11 protein-coding genes and 1 pseudogene are annotated in these 15,176 nt (G+C 64.0%); 10 read left to right on the top strand and 2 right to left on the bottom strand.

Annotated elements, in window-relative coordinates:
* The first annotated feature begins 488 nt into the window (after positions 1-488).
* From IEY73_RS26685 to IEY73_RS26640, 10 genes and pseudogenes are all read left to right on the top strand, one after another.
* Positions 489-710, top strand: coding sequence for a helix-turn-helix domain-containing protein (locus tag IEY73_RS26685; RefSeq protein ID WP_373292882.1), 222 nt, complete (start codon positions 489-491; stop codon positions 708-710).
* Between the two features lie 116 nt (positions 711-826).
* Positions 827-2,245: an IS21 family transposase gene (gene istA / locus IEY73_RS26680; protein WP_189082076.1), complete on the top strand. Its 1,419-nt coding sequence runs from the start codon at positions 827-829 to the stop codon at positions 2,243-2,245.
* Positions 2,242-3,003, top strand: a complete 762-nt coding sequence (gene istB, locus IEY73_RS26675) for an IS21-like element helper ATPase IstB (protein WP_189082075.1) — start codon at positions 2,242-2,244, stop codon at positions 3,001-3,003. The genes istA and istB overlap by 4 nt, the downstream gene beginning before the upstream one ends.
* A gap of 27 nt (positions 3,004-3,030) precedes the next feature.
* Positions 3,031-3,258 (top strand): hypothetical protein, encoded by a 228-nt coding sequence (locus IEY73_RS26670; RefSeq protein WP_189082074.1) that lies wholly within the window; start codon positions 3,031-3,033, stop codon positions 3,256-3,258.
* A gap of 44 nt (positions 3,259-3,302) precedes the next feature.
* Positions 3,303-3,878: pseudogene (locus tag IEY73_RS26665) on the top strand (DDE-type integrase/transposase/recombinase); the annotation flags it as partial.
* 287 nt (positions 3,879-4,165) lie between these two features.
* Entirely contained in the window at positions 4,166-4,429 is a 264-nt protein-coding gene (locus tag IEY73_RS26660; protein ID WP_189082073.1) for a hypothetical protein, read from the top strand.
* Between the two features lie 130 nt (positions 4,430-4,559).
* Positions 4,560-5,819 (top strand): hypothetical protein, encoded by a 1,260-nt coding sequence (locus IEY73_RS26655; protein WP_189082072.1) that lies wholly within the window; start codon positions 4,560-4,562, stop codon positions 5,817-5,819.
* A gap of 404 nt (positions 5,820-6,223) precedes the next feature.
* Positions 6,224-7,741: a type I restriction-modification system subunit M gene (locus IEY73_RS26650; protein WP_189082071.1), complete on the top strand. Its 1,518-nt coding sequence runs from the start codon at positions 6,224-6,226 to the stop codon at positions 7,739-7,741.
* Positions 7,738-8,973, top strand: a complete 1,236-nt coding sequence (locus tag IEY73_RS26645) for a restriction endonuclease subunit S (protein ID WP_189082070.1) — start codon at positions 7,738-7,740, stop codon at positions 8,971-8,973. The genes IEY73_RS26650 and IEY73_RS26645 overlap by 4 nt, the downstream gene beginning before the upstream one ends.
* Before the next feature lie 46 nt (positions 8,974-9,019).
* Entirely contained in the window at positions 9,020-12,445 is a 3,426-nt protein-coding gene (locus tag IEY73_RS26640; RefSeq protein WP_189082069.1) for a DEAD/DEAH box helicase family protein, read from the top strand.
* 649 nt (positions 12,446-13,094) lie between these two features.
* Here the strand turns inward: IEY73_RS26640 and IEY73_RS26635 are convergent.
* Positions 13,095-13,856: a hypothetical protein gene (locus tag IEY73_RS26635; RefSeq protein WP_189082068.1), complete on the bottom strand. Its 762-nt coding sequence runs from the start codon at positions 13,854-13,856 to the stop codon at positions 13,095-13,097.
* 973 nt (positions 13,857-14,829) lie between these two features.
* The gene (locus tag IEY73_RS26630; protein WP_189082081.1) at positions 14,830-15,060 is read right to left on the bottom strand and encodes a helix-turn-helix transcriptional regulator; all 231 of its coding nucleotides are present in this window, start codon (positions 15,058-15,060) and stop codon (positions 14,830-14,832) included.
* Between the last annotated feature and the right edge of the window lie 116 nt (positions 15,061-15,176).

Here is a 15,176-nt window from a genome sequence, read left to right as displayed (position 1 = left end):
CCCCACCAGCGAAGCTGATCGAACTGACCACCATGCGACAAACACCAATCATCGAACGACTCACCACCCGCCGAAAAACCCCACACAGCCACACCTAAGGCCCGGGCCGCTGAGGCTCGCGTCAACCCGAGTGCGCGCAGCGGAGAATCCAACGGCGCATCGGACGACCCCCGCACGTGCGGAGCCGACGACAACCGGCGCACGCCGACCGCATTCGCGGACGCCAGACCCCGCACGCGCGGGGGTCTTCCCCGAGGCGCCCACCGCAGGCGAACCCGCCGAGAGTCGTCCCCGCACGCGCGGGGGTCTTCCTGCTGACTACGGACCTCACGTGCTGCCCCATCGGTCGTCCCCGCACGCGCGGGGGTCTTCCTTGTCGATGTGGGGTCTCAGAACATGCTTGACGGTTCGTTATCGGGAGATGCTTGACGGGCGCGCCTGACTGTTGATCTTCTTCTCGGCGTCCATTTCAGGGAGTCGAGGCGGTCGTGGATCAGCAGGCATTGGTGGAGTACCGGTATCAGGCGGTGCGTGAAGTGCTGGCCGGGTCACCGATCACGCAGGTCGCCGCCCAGTACGGGACGTCGCGGCAGTCGCTGCATACGTGGCGGTCTCGGTTCGAGGCAGAGGGCAAAGGCCGGGCTGGAGGATCGGTCCCGGCGTCCGCGGACCAGTCCCAGACGGCTGCTGCTGTCGGCGTACGGCTATGAGTGCAGAGCTGCGTACGGGTGAACGTGCAGAGGTGAGCACGGTTTGTGCGTCGTACGCGAGGTGCTGGGCGTGACGCTGCTCGGGTCGTTGTCGGGCAGAGGTTGGGCGGCTGGCGATGGGGGCTCTGGATGAGCAGCGGTGGCTGGATGTGCGCCGGTTCCGGACCCTGCACGAGGCCGGCGCGAGTGTCTCGGAGATCGCTCGCGAGACCGGCCTGAACTGGCGGACGGTCAAGAAGTACCTCGCTTCTGAAGGCGGTGAGGCACCGCCTCGACGCAAGGTCAGGCCGTCGCGTGGGCAGGTGATTGACGCGTTCGCGCACGTGGTGGACGCCTGGTTGCGGGCGGAGCTGCTGCTCAAGGGCACCGTGATCCATGAACGGCTGGTGGAGCAGTACGGTTTCACCGGCAACTACCAGCGGGTGAAGCTGTATCTGCAGCAGGCAAGGCCCCGGGTCGCCGCTGAGCTGGGGATCAGCCCGGACCAGTTGGCGGGGCTGCACCGCCGGTTCGAGGTCGTGCCCGGCGCCCAGGCCCAGGTGGACTGGGGCGACGAGGGCGGCATCCTGGCGCATGTCGGGATTCCGAAGGTCTACTCGTTCCACATGGTGCTGTCGTATTCACGCGACCCGTTCTGCTGCTTCACCACCAGCCAGGACCTGGCCGCGTTCTGGGGTGCTCACCGGCGGGCGTTCACACACTTCGGCGGGGTGCCCGGCTCGATCGTCTATGACCGGACCAAGACCGTCGTCCGACGGCACGTCGCCCCCGGCCAAGCAGTGCCTTTGCATCCGGAAGCGGTCGCGTTCGCCGGGCACTACGACTTCGCCGTTGATGTGCTGGCCGCCTACCGGCCGACAGGCAAAGGCCGGGTGGAAAGGCAGGTCACCATCGTCCGCGACCACGTTCTGGCTGGGCGGGCGTTCTCGTCGCTGGACGAGCTCGATGCCGCGTTCATGGCGTGGGTGTCACAGCGGCGGGCGTTACGGCACCGCACCCACGGCGAGATCATCGGTGTCCGCGCGATCCGCGACCACAACGCGCTACGGCTGGTCCCGGCCAAGCCGTATGTCGTCGCCGACCGGCACCTGCGCCATGTCGGCAAGGACTGCCTGGTCGCCTACTCCGGGAACCTCTACTCGGTTCCCGCCCGCAGGGTCCGGCACCGCCAGCTCGTGGAGATCCGCGCGACCGCCGCGACGGTCACGATCCACGCCACGCTCGCCGGTCTGGACGGCGAGACGCTGCTGGCCGTCCACCAGCGGGCGGTCGGCCGCGGCGCCCGCGTCGTCGACGAAGCGCACTGGGACGGCCTGCCCGATGGGCACACCCGAGCCGTCACCACCGGCGAGCCCCACCCTCAGCAGGTGTCACGGCGTCAGCCCGGCAGCGGTCGGGGGCCGTTGCAGGACCTACTCACCCGGGCCCCGGCCGCGCAGGTCACCGTTGAGGCCCGCCCGCTGTCAGTTTATGACCAGATCGCCCAGGCCAGCCCTTTCACCAGCCGGCCCCACCTCAAGGACGTGTCGAAGTGACTGAGCTGGTCACCAACCGCATCCACGCCAGCGCGACCAAACTCGGCCTGCCGCACCTGGCTAAGACGTTGCAGGAGTTCACCGCCCGCGCCGACACCGAGTCCATGGGCTACCTCGAGTTCCTCGACCTGGTCCTCGAAGAAGAACTCGCCGTCCGCGACGAACGCCGCTTCCGGACCGGGCTGCGCCTATCTCGGCTGCCGCACCACAAGACCCTCGACGACTACGACTTCAGCTTCCAGCCTGACCTGGACCCCCGCAAAGTCCGTGACCTGGCCACCCTCGCGTTCGTCCAGGCCAAAGCCAACGTCGCTCTGCTCGGGCCGCCCGGCGTCGGCAAGACCCACATCGCCGTGTCTCTCGCGGTCACTGCCTGCCGGGCCGGGTTCACCGTCTACTTCTCCACCCTCGACGACCTGGTCCGCCAGCTTAAAGCCGCCGACGCGATCGGCCGGCTCGCCCGCAAACTCCGCACTTACCTGCGCCCGCACGTTCTCGTGATCGACGAGGTCGGCTATCAGCCCCTCGAACGCGCCGAGGCCAACCTCGTCTTCCAGGTCATCTCGAAGCGATATGAGAAGGGCTCGACGCTTCTGACGTCGAACAAAGGCTTCGGCGAATGGGGTCAGGTCTTCGGTGATGAGGTCCTGGCCACCGCCATCCTCGACCGGCTCCTGCACCACTGCGACGTCGTCCCGATCAACGGGCCCAGCTACCGGCTCAAGAACAGGCTCACCGCCATCGAGAACGTCGCCTGACACCCGACCAGGCCAGCGAGGACGTCGGTGACCGCATCCACGCCGGGCGACGATCCGCTGCCCGAGCTGCTCGAAATTTGCGAAGAGTTCCTCGCCGACGCCAGCCCCGCTGTTCACCACGATCTCGACGTACTCCTGCGTTCTCGCGGTATCACCGGTGGTCCTGGCTGGCTGATCGACATGCTCGCACTGAACCGCCACCGCCTGCAGAACCACACCTCCCACGACAGCCGGGAATCCCACCACCGCGGGTGAGCTCTGCAAGATCAGCCGTACTCAACTCTGCACTTCAACGAGTACCCCGACAGCTGCCCGCAGTCGAGTCGTTGATCTGCGAGCTGCGTCAGCAGCATCCGCGGTGGGGTGCCCGGCGCATCGTCCACGAGATCACCGTTCAGCAGTTGCTCGAGGCGGTGCCGGCGCGGGCGACGGTGCACCGCGTACTCGTTCGTAATGGGCTGGCCGCCGCGGAGGAGCAACAACATCCGCGTAAGTACCGTCGCTGGCAGCGGGACGCGCCGATGCACCTGTGGCAGCTCGACCTGGTCGGTGGGATCCCTCTCGCGGATGGTCGGGAATGCAAGATGGTCACCGGCATCGACGACCACTCCCGGTTCATCGTGATTGCCGCGGTCGTCGCCGTTCCCTCCGGTCGGGCGGTTTGCGCCGCGTTCACCGCGGCGATGCACCGCTACGGCGTGCCGTTCGAGGTGCTCTCCGACAATGGCAAGCAATTCACCGGCCGGCACAACCGGCCGCAGCCGGTCGAGGTGATGTTTGAGAAGGTCTGCCGCGAGAACGGCATCCTGCAGCGGCTGACCAAGCCGCGGTCACCCACCACGACCGGCAAGATCGAACGCTGGCACAAGACGTTGCACGCCGGGCGAGGGTGACGCTGACTTTGAGTACCCGCAGGTGAGCGCGGCTCAGATTCACGAGTGCCACCCGGGCACGCTAACCAGCCGCGAACAGCGCAAATGGCCGCCCAGTCAGATGACCACCGTTCAGGTGTCACCCCGCTGGGTGCCACCGGCTGAAGAACCAGAACCAGCCGGACGAGTGTGGTACCGCCCCGCAATCAGATACGCCGCGCCGCTCCCGCGGCTGCCGATGTCGCACAAGCTGTCCATCGACGTGTGGTCCTGTTTTCTATCGTCGGCTGATGGCCTCCGCACAGCAGCGCCGCGCGGTCACCGAACCGGTCACGTGCACCTTCCCCGTTTCCTGGCCGGTCGCGGCGACCGTGACGGTGACGGTCGAGCCCCATGGGCGGAATGTGCATCTGACGTATGTCGTCCCGGACCGCACGCCCAAGGTGAGCAGTATGTCGCTCGGCCCGATCACCATGGGGATTGTCATGGCTGTCGTCGCCGCGATCGCGAGGGTCCAGGCCGGGGCAGCTCAGGCTCGGCCGGCTGCACCCTGACCGCTCGTCGCTGCGCACCGTTGCGCGAGGCCATGGCTTCGGTCGCGGTGTTGCGTCGAACACCGGCGAGGGTGAGTAGCCGTTCCGGCCCGGATGTGACGCGCTGATCCTGCTGCGAGATGCTGCTGCAGTGGATCTTCCGGACGAGCCTACGTGGGACGTGATAGGTCGCCTGGCGAGCGGTGGCGCCTTGTCGGAGACCGGGCATCGTGTCGTGCGGGACCTGTTGACGGACGTTAAGACGATCTTGGGTGAGGAATTCCCCGCCAGGACGTTTCGGAAGTTCCGTGGACTGCCGCCGGAGTTCCTGCTGTCGGCGAGCCATCGATCCGTTCTCCCGATGTTCCTGACATTCGCGCTTCATCTGCGTGATGCGGCATCTGAACCGACGTTCCGCCCGGTGCTCAACGGGGCGGTCGACGGCGTGGACATACCGGCCTGGTACCACCTACGGCTGCAATTGGAAGCCGCGCGGGCCTGCAGGGCTATGGACGTCTCTGTGACCTATGAGCCGGACATTCCGGGAACGGACCGGAAGGCGGACCTGCTGGTCGACGCCGATCGTGCGCCGTGGTTGGTGGAGGTCACCGCCATCCTCCGGGGCGACGCCGACAAGTCCTGGGAACGATACGAAGACGCGATCAAGCGTGCGGTACGCGGCATCGAGCATCGCCATGACGTGAACTGCGTTGTCTCGCTCGACAGCCATCCGCTGGACGCCGCCGGCGATGGCGGCCTCGGCCGCACCACGGAGGTCTGGCTCGCGACCGCCGAGCGCGCCGCCGCAGCAGCGCGGACCACCCGGGCACCGCAGATCGTGCGCGCCGACCACGGATGGATCGCTGTCTACCCGGAATCGGTGCCGGCCGGCACCACCACGTTCAGCGGAGCGGTACAGGAACGCGATGGTTGGAAGAGGTTGCGCCGCGCGCTCGCCGGCAAGGCGCGGCAGATCGATGGGCCGCTGCCGGTGTGGGTGCGCATTGACTGCCGCGACGGCTTGTTCCAGTTCACTGACTGGCCCCGCCTGCCGCCTCCCGATCGGATCGCCGCCATGGCAGAAGCCATCAGCTCCGACGTGTCGTGGCCAAGCTGCGCGCAAGGCGTCGTCCTGTCCAGCGGCGACGCGACCTCCCTCGGGGCGACCTCCGCCGAAGCCGAAACCGTCACAGCCGACACCAACCAGGGAACCTTCCTGCGACGGCTAACCGCCCCGGGCCTGCTCCGGGAGACGGTGATCTTGCCGTTCGGGCCGGCCGCACACATCACCGCGCAGCAGTGGCGCGACGCGTACGACAAGGAGCCACAGTGGCTGGACACCGACTTGGCAGCCGCAGGAATGCCCCTGCTCGCGGACTTCTGGACATACGGTCCCGCAGCCGGTCGATAGGCTCGCGAGCGAGAGTCGTCTCGGGCAATCGCGTCGCAGGTACAAGTGCCCTCCTCGAACACCAGCGACTCGCCGGTGTCACGCCAGCGGCGGTCTTCCCGCAGGTCAAAACCCTCGTCGAGAGCGGTGGGGGCGAGCGTTCAGTCGAGGGCTCGAACCATCGGCAGGAGCCAGAACAGAACTGCGACGCCCCGTCCGGCTGAAACGTCGCGTCAGCATCGCCTGATGATCCATGATCGCTGAGCAGGAAGGGTGAAGCAGCCTGAACCTGGTCGCCACCGCCCAGCCGGTCACGTCGGGGCGTCCGGCTGGTTCGAGGCCGACTGGCCGCACGGCCTCCGGCCACGACACGACTCCGGACTACTGGTCCTTGATCTCCGGGTGGTCGCGAGTACGCTCCCGGCGTGATTACCGGCGAGCTCAAGAGCAAGATCGACAGAGTCTGGGACGCGTTCTGGTCAGGTGGCATCTCCAACCCGCTGGAGGTGATCGAGCAGATCACCTACCTGATGTTCATCAAGCGGCTGGACGACCTACAGCGCCGTAAGGAAGGGCTCGCCACCCACACCCGGCAGCCAATCAAAGACCCGATCTACACCGCCGCCACCAATCACCTGCGGTGGACAGAGTTCACCGGCCTGAACCACCCGGCGAACACCTTCGAGGTCGTTCGTGACGAGGTCTTCCCATGGCTGAGGGATCTCGGTGGGGACGGCTCGACCTACGCGCAGCACATGAGCGATGCCCGGTTCACCATCCCGACGGAGAACCTGCTGGCGAAGGTTCTCGACATGATTGGTACACTCCCGCTGGCTGACCGAGACACCAAGGGCGACTTGTACGAGTACATGCTCAGCAAGATCGCTACTGCTGGACAGAATGGCCAGTTCCGCACTCCTCGACACATCATCCAACTGATCGTGGAGATGATGGAGCCTCGACCCGGTGATGAGATCTGCGACCCGGCCTGCGGCACAGCCGGCTTCTTGGTGGCAAGCGCGGAGTATCTGAGCCGCAACTACCGCGATGCGTTGTTGGATGCTGAACAGCGGCGGCATTTCAACAACAGCATGTTCCACGGCTTTGACTTCGACCGCACCATGCTACGCATCGCGAGCATGAACATGCTACTCCACGAGGTGGAGCAGCCGGATATCCGTAACCGCGACTCCCTCGCGCAAAGCTCCGCCGAGGATGCTGGCCAATACTCGATTATTCTGGCTAACCCACCGTTCGCTGGTAGCCTCGACTACGAGACCACCGCCAAGGACCTGCAAACAGTTGTCAAAACCAAAAAGACTGAACTACTTTTCCTGGCGCTGTTTCTGCGACTACTTCGGCCGGGCGGGCGCGCTGCGGTTATCGTCCCTGACGGCGTGCTATTCGGATCAACCAAAGCGCACAAGGATCTACGGCGAAAACTGGTCGAGGAACATAAGCTCGACGCAGTAGTCAAGCTTCCAGGTGGGGTATTCAAGCCGTATGCGGGGGTATCTACCGCAATCCTGTTCTTCACCCGCACCGATAGCGGCGGAACCGACCACGTCTGGTTCTACGAGGTAACCGCCGACGGATACAGCCTCGACGACAAACGAGCGCCGCTGCTGGGGGCAGCAAAGCTCAGTGTTACCCCAGTCGAGCCGCTCTCGGAAGATGATCACGCAAAAAATAACCTGCCTGATGTTCAGGCGCGCTGGACTCGCCGTAACGGCAGCGAGCGCGAGCGGCAGCGTACCGAACAGAGCTTCTGCGTATCCCGCGATGAGATCGCAGCCCAAGATTACGACCTTAGCCTTAGCCGCTATAAGGAGGTTGCACACCAAGAGGTTATTCACCGGCGCCCTTCTGAATTTCTGGAGGATCTAGAACGCCTGGAATCCGAAATTCAGCAAGGTCTGTCGAACCTAAAGGGGATGCTGTGACCAGCCTGCCCAATGACTGGCGAATGGCTCGACTTGACACGATTGCCGAAGTGCGACTCGGAAGGCAAAGGTCTCCGAAGAATCATGAGGGCGACCAAATGCGTCCATACCTTCGGGCGGCCAACGTCGACTGGGACGGTCTACGGCTCGGCGATATCAAAACCATGAATTTCACTGACGCCGAAATGGAGGTATACCGACTTTCCAAGGGGGATCTTCTACTAAACGAAGCGTCCGGCAGTGCCCGCGAGGTCGGAAAGCCGGCTCTTTGGCAAGACGAGATCACTGACTGCGCGTTTCAGAATACTCTTATTCGAGTAAGGCCCAAAGATATCGAACCAGAGTTCCTCCTTCACTATTTCCGCCATGCTGCCAGTGTCGGAAAATTTGCGGAGGCTTCACGTGGCGTCGGTATCAATCACCTTGGCAAAGAAGCCTTGGCGTCTTGGCAAATACCACTACCTCCAGCAGGTGAAAGACAGCGCATCGTAGGTCTTCTGGATCAAGCATACGAGCTGCGAATCAAGCGAAGGCAGGCGATCACCAATCTTGATGGCCTAACTCAGGCGCTCTTCATTGAAACCTTTGGAACATTTGGCGACCCTCTAAGGCGGACAGCGAATTTGGATTCAGCCACACTTGGAGAACTCACTTCGGAATTTCGGTACGGAACGTCAGTCAAATCAGAGGATCGAGGGCACCCAACCCTACGGATCCCGAACGTCGTCGGAGGAAGCCTTGACGTTAGAGATTTGAAATTTGTTCCGGTCACGCCCGCCGAGTTGACGCGATTGCGTCTGCGGCAAGGTGATCTCCTTTTCGTAAGGAGCAACGGGAACCCCGAGTACGTTGGGCGCTGCGCAGTCTTCTCTGAAGATCTAGTTTCTTCAAGCGGCCATGCGTCGGATAGTTTCATATATGCTTCTTATCTCATTCGGGCGCGCCTCCACCTGGATAAAGTTAACCCGGTATATGTTCGCGAGTTTCTACTCGGGTCGACAGGTAGGCGATCACTGCGCTCGTCATGTAAAACCTCGGCAGGCCAGTACAACATTAACATTGACGGATTGAGTGGAATCTCCATCCCAGTGCCGCCACTACTTTTGCAGCAAGAGTTCGCGAAGCGTGTGGAATTCATAGCAGAATTGCGAGAGCGATACACGCGCCAGTTGTCTCACCTCGATGGCTTATTTAGCGCTCTCCAGCATCGGGCGTTCCGTGGTGAGCTGTAGAGTGTCGGGAGTGGATCGTCGGCGCTGATCGGGGAGTGTGGCGCGGATGGGTAACTTCGGGTTCCTTGAGGCTGAGTGGCCGGACCTGTTCGATGAGGCCGCTCGCGCCGAGCACATCGCGGTTGCCGACCCACGCGCCTCGTGTTTCTACGCTCGCCGGTGCCTCGAACTCGCGTTGACCTGGCTCTATCAGGCTGAAGGGGCATTGAGTACCCCGTACCGAAATGATCTTGCGGCGATGATTTCGGAGCCGTCGCTGTTGGTGCTGGTAGGTCCGGGCATTCGGACGAAGATGGATCTGATCCGTCGGGTAGGCAATCATGCCGTGCACCGCAGCGCACGGGTACCGGAGACAGATTCGCTGCGGGTGGTCGGAGAGCTGTTCCAGGTCATGTACTGGATCGCTCGTCGTTACGCCCGCGATCCTGGCAAAGTTCCCGACGCTGGCTTGGCTTTCGACGCGGGTCTGATTCCTCGACCGGTACAGCGCCGTCAGCAGCAGTTGGCAGAGTTGCAGCGGCAGGCAGAGGAGTTCGCCCAGCAGCAGGCGGCGTTAGCGGAGGCGCGACGGCGCAGCGAGGATCTGAATGCGGAGATCGCTGAGCTTCGTGCACAGATCAAGGCGGCGCGGCAGGCCAATGAGTCGCGTCCGGACACGCATGACTACAACGAGGCGGACACCCGGACGTTCGTCATCGACCTGCTGTTGCGGGAAGCCGGCTGGCTGCTGCTGAACGCGCAGGATCGGGAGTTCCCCGTCGAGAGTTTGCCCGAGTCGGTGAGCAAGACCGGCAAGGGCAAGGTCGACTACGTCCTCTGGGATGACAACGGCATGCCGTTGGCCGTTGTCGAGGCCAAACGTGCCTCGTATGACGCGGCCCGGGGCCAGCAGCAGGCGAAGGTGTACGCGGACGCTTTGGAGCGGCGGTTCGGGCAGCGGCCAGTCATCTTCTACACCAACGGCTACGAGACGTACCTCTGGGATGATCTTTTCTACCCGCCGCGGCAGGTGCAGGGCTTCTACACCCGCGACGAGTTGCGGCTGACGATCCAGCGGCGAGCCAACCGGCGGGCGCTGTCCGGCGTGTCGATCAACGACGACATCGCCGACCGGCACTACCAGGAGCGGGCGATCCGCAGCGTCGGTGAGGCGTTCACGAAGAAGCAGCGGCATGCGTTGCTGGTGATGGCGACCGGCTCGGGTAAGACCCGTACGGTGATCGCGTTGGTCGATCAGTTGGCCCGGGGGAACTGGGTCAAGCGGGTGCTGTTCCTGGCCGATCGCAGGGCTCTGGTCAAGCAGGCGGTGAACGGGTTCAAGACGCACCTGCCGGGGGTGCCGGCGGTGAACCTGCTGGACGAACGGGATCCGAACGCCCGCGTGTTGGTCAGCACCTATCCGACGATGATGGGCCTGATCAATGAGATGGACGGGGACCTGCGGCGCTTCGGCCCCGGCTACTTCGACCTGATCATCGTGGATGAGGCGCACCGGTCGATCTACCAGAAGTACAAGACGATCTTCGATTACTTCGATGCGCTGCTGGTCGGGTTGACCGCGACGCCGAAGGACGAGATCGACCGGAACACGTACCGGCTGTTCCAGTTGGAGAGCGGTGTACCGACCGACTCATACAGCTTGGAGGAGGCCGTCTCCGAGGGGTATCTCGTCGCGCCGCGGACGGTGGGCGTGCCGCTGAAGTTCCAGCGCGAAGGGATCCGCTACGACGACCTGTCGGAGCAGGAGAAGGAAGAGTGGGACGCCCTCGACTGGGATGAAGACGGCGCCGTGCCGACCGAGGTCAGTTCGGAGGACGTGAACAAGTTCCTGTTCAACGCGGACACAGTCGACAAGGCCCTCGCGACGCTGATGACGCATGGAGCGAGGGTTGCCGGTGGTGACCGGCTCGGGAAGACCATCATCTTCGCGAAGAACCAGGCACACGCGGAGTTCATCCACAAGCGCTTCGACATCGCGTTCCCGGAGCACGCCGGAACCTTCGCCCAGGTCATCACGCACGCGACCGCGTTCGCGGACTCGGTGATCGAAAACTTCGCCCAGAGCGAATCCGCGCCGCACATCGCGATCTCGGTCGACATGCTCGACACCGGTATCGACGTCCCCGAGGTCGTCAACCTGGTGTTCTTCAAGCTGGTCCGGTCCAAGACTAAGTTCTGGCAGATGATCGGCCGTGGTACCCGACTGTGCCCCGACCTGTTCGGGCCGGGCCGGGACAAGCAGGGGTTCCTCGTGTTCGACCTGTGTCAGAACGTCGAGTTCTTCCAGGCCGGCCTGGCTACCTCCGAGGGCAGGGTGGCGCCGTCGTTGAGCCAGCGCCTGTTCAGCCGGCGCGCTGATCTGGTCCTCGCACTCGACAAGATCTTGGAAGACATCGGGCAGCTCCCGGAGGAGCGACCCGCGGGTCCCGTCAGCGATCTCGACTTGCGGTGGGAGGTGGTGCGCCGGCTCAACGCGGAGATCTTGGGAATGGACCCGCAGAACGTCCTGGTGCGCCCACACCGACGGCAGGTCGAGTACTACGGCGAAATCGACCACTGGAACCTGGTAACACCAGAGAAGCACCAGGAGATGATCGAACACCTCGCGCCGCTGCCGTCGGGATTCCATGGTCAGGACGACGGTGAGGAGGCGAAACGGTTCGATCTGCTCGCTCTGCGCCTCCAGCTCGCCGTGCTCGAAGCCGAGCCCGGATACGCCACATTGCAGGCGCAGGTGCAGGACATCGCGAACGCGCTGCTCAACCAGACCAGCATTCCGGCGGTAGCCGCACAACAGCAGTTGCTCGACGAGCTGGCGGGTGACGAGTGGTGGGAGGACGTCACTCTACCGATGCTGGAGACGATGCGCCGCAAGGTGCGTGGTCTGGTGCGCCTGATCGAGAAGACCCGCCGAGCGGTGGTCTACACCGATTTCGAGGACCAGCTCGGTGAGCTGGGCGAGGTTGCCCTGCCGGGCAGCGTGGTAGGTACCGACCAGGATCGATTCCAGGCGAAGGTGCGGGTCTACCTGCGCGGTCACAAAGATCAGATAGCGGTACAGAAGCTGCACCGCAACCGACAGATCACCAGCCTCGACCTGAGCACCTTGGAAGAAGTCTTCGTCGCCGCCGGGTTCGGCACCGAACACGATATCGCCACGGTCACCGACGCACACGAAGGGTTCGGGCTGTTTCTCCGCTCACTTACCGGCCTCGATCGGGGAGCGGCCAGCGCAGCCTTGGACGCGTTCAAGACAGGGAAGAATCTCTCTGCCAGTCAGCTCGACTTCCTCAACCTGCTGACCGACGTGATTGCCCGCCGTGGTCTCGTCAACCCGGCCGACCTCTACGAGGCACCGTTCACTGCCCTCGCTCCGGGCGGCCCCGGCGACATCTTCCCCGACTCGGAGATCAGTGCGTTGATCGCCGTGCTCGACCGGGTGCGCGCGACCGCCATCGCCGAGGCTTCATAGCTGACCGGAATTCTCCCAGGCAGGGAGCGGTCATGCTGTTACTGACGATCTCGCCTCAGGGTCCCCGGTGACCCCGGGAATCTGGCTCTCCGCGAGGATTCGGCGTGACCGGTGCGATGACCCTGATCCGGGAAGGTCGGCAACTGCAAACATGTCCAGCGGCTGGCTCAGACACTGTCCGTTAGCTGCGGTGAGCGTACGACGCCGTTCTGCAGACATCCCCTGATCGGCACGACAGGAGGCCGGCCTGCCGTGGTCGTCCACCGACCGTGACGGCGGTGGCCCGGACCGAGCGCGGATCGCGGCAGATGAGTGAGATGGCGACGTCACCTCAGACTTTCGCGCTTGCTGTCGGCTCGCTGTCGGTGGTCCTTGCGACCACCGACATTGGGAATGCCGGTAAGCCTGTTCGAGTGGATTTGCGCAGGCGTTTGGTAGGGCTCTACCGCCAGCTTGTGCAAACGGTGTGCAGCCCGTGCGTTCTTTAAGCGTGCACGACGCATACGACTCGCATATTGCTTGGCAGCGCGTTACTGTTTGCGGCCTGGTTATTTTACTGGGGCCGCTCGTTGGTAGATACGGCTCAATCGTCAGACAGCCCAGCCGGAGCGGCGCTCAAGCTGGGCTGTCTGCCGTGCTGCTACTGGGACTAGCAGCGAAAGTTAATCTTGCGGTAAATGAGCTCGGACCCGGACGGTCCGCCCCACATCTCGACGTCGCAGTAGTGGCCGGCGGGCACCCAGTAGTCGCGCTGTTTGATGCCGACGTACGTGGGATGGTTGCCGCGCTCGTAGTCGGCGATGCGAACGATGTGGTCCGCGATGGTTAGCGTGTTGTAAGCCGCGCGGCAGGAGTCGCTCTTGTTGAGGGACTTACTGAGGATGAACTTGGCGGTCTTAATGGCCTCGGTCGCCTGATAGATCGTCTTGATCCGGTTGGGTCCGACCAGCTCCAGTACCTGTGCCACGCCGCACTGGACCAAGAGCGTCATACCCGCGTCGATGATGCCGACGGCGGCCCCAACGGCCTGGCCGGCCGGCAGGACGTTAGCGGACGAGGTCCGCCGGTGGTCGCACATGGCGGCCAGGCGGCTCCGAAACTCTGGCGACGACTGCAAATCTCGGATGGCCCAGCGGTAGCCGCGCTGCGGGATGACGTTCATCACGTAGTGGTGCCGGCCGCCGCCATCGGCATCGCGGTTGAGCAGCGCGCGGTACATGGCGACCGTGAAGCTGTCCGGGTTGGGGCGCCGATTGTGGGCCTCCTGCGAGTCCAGGATGATCATGCCCGCGGCCAGGATGCCTTGACGGCAGTCCTCGTAGACCTTGTTGATGCGCGTGGTGTAGCCGCCGGAGTCAGCCGGGCGTCCGAGCATCTCCTCGTAGTAGGCGTGGATCTCGTTCTCGGCCACGTTGGGCCGGTTGATGTGGGCGCTGGCTGGCGAGGGCCCGACCACCGCCAGGGACGTGACGGCCGTAAAGAGAGCGAGAACGAAAATCGTGCCCCGACGCAGTGACGGGGGCAGTCGGAGGTTCACGTGGCGCCCTTCCGTAGACGTGAATTTTGCAATGTAAGTATTCCTCTACTTCGAATCGGCGCATGGTTGAAAACAACAATCGGAACGGCTCGGCGCCGCGACCGCAAAGCTGCTCAACAAAAGCAGTATCCTGGCGGAGGCATCAACCGATTCAGTGTCTGGCGCATCAGTCCACGTCCAAATTTATGCGAAACTATCCGAGCCCCAGCTTAGGATGACGGCGACTATCTAGCTATCGCGCGATCAGGTTCCGCCGAATGACCGACCACCGCCAAATCGAACGCCGCACCGAAAAGTTAGACGCGACTGCGAGCTCGGTTCGCACTTCACTCACATCGGCTTGATCGAGTGAGCTCACATCGGCAAATCCGGAAACTCTGCCCGGGTGACGGACAGGACCGCCGTGACCGAACGTGACACTCGCCGGATCACGGCGGCCGACGGCGAGGCGGCCCACATCCACGACCCTCAAAGCCGCTGCTGCTGCGCTACCAGGACCACCAACCGCGCGCGAGGCAGCCGACCGGGCGTCGGCCTCACGGGCGCCCTGGCGCTACGAAGCTTCGCGAGGCCGAGCCGGACACGACCTCGCAGCCGTTTTGCGGTGCAGCGGCTGCTTCCCGGTTCGCCGATCATGGATTGGATGTGCTGGCTCGACCTGTGGTTCACCGTCAGCGGCGGGGCAAGGTCCAGCGGCTGGCCACCGTGGGCCTGCAAAATCCGGACTGGCTGCGCCGGCATCCCCACGGGTGATTTGGAGGTGGCCGACCAGGCACTGCCGCAGCGGTGGATGTCCAATGGGACCTGATCCGACCAGACCGCGCGTCACTCCCAAAATCCCGTGGCCCTAAGCGTCCGGTCCACCGCACGCGCGTGCGGGGCGGTGGTCGCGGATCCAGGTTTCGATGTCGGGGGCGTGCCAGACGCGGCCTTGGATGAGTTCGGCCAGCGGCGCGGGGAAGGTGGGTTTGGCGGTGAGTTGTTGGACGCGTTGCCGGCTGATGTCGGGGAACATGTCGCAGATTTCTTTGAATCCGACCAGCCTGAGTGGTTTCCCGGCGTTGCGGCCGGAGTCCACGCTCCTGCCGTATGCCGCAGGACCAGCGTTCGTCGACGGGCGGGTGGGGGTTTGGGGGTGACCGGCGGGCGCGACGGGGGCTGGGTTGGTCGTGCCCGCCGGTCGTCCGTCGCGTG

It is taken from the genome of Mangrovihabitans endophyticus, from assembly GCF_014646155.1.
Classification (GTDB): domain Bacteria; phylum Actinomycetota; class Actinomycetes; order Mycobacteriales; family Micromonosporaceae; genus Actinoplanes; species Actinoplanes endophyticus.
The sequence above is the reverse complement of the archived record's forward strand: the minus strand, read 5'-3'. Positions and strand labels throughout refer to the sequence as shown.

What these genes read in the sequence shown, in the direction of transcription:
- istA (WP_189082076.1), top strand. Translation starts at nt 827, where the DNA reads ATGGGGGCTCTGGATGAGCAGCGGTGGCTGGATGTGCGCCGGTTCCGG.
- IEY73_RS26660 (WP_189082073.1), top strand. Translation starts at nt 4,166, where the DNA reads ATGGCCTCCGCACAGCAGCGCCGCGCGGTCACCGAACCGGTCACGTGC.
- IEY73_RS26640 (WP_189082069.1), top strand. Translation starts at nt 9,020, where the DNA reads ATGGGTAACTTCGGGTTCCTTGAGGCTGAGTGGCCGGACCTGTTCGAT.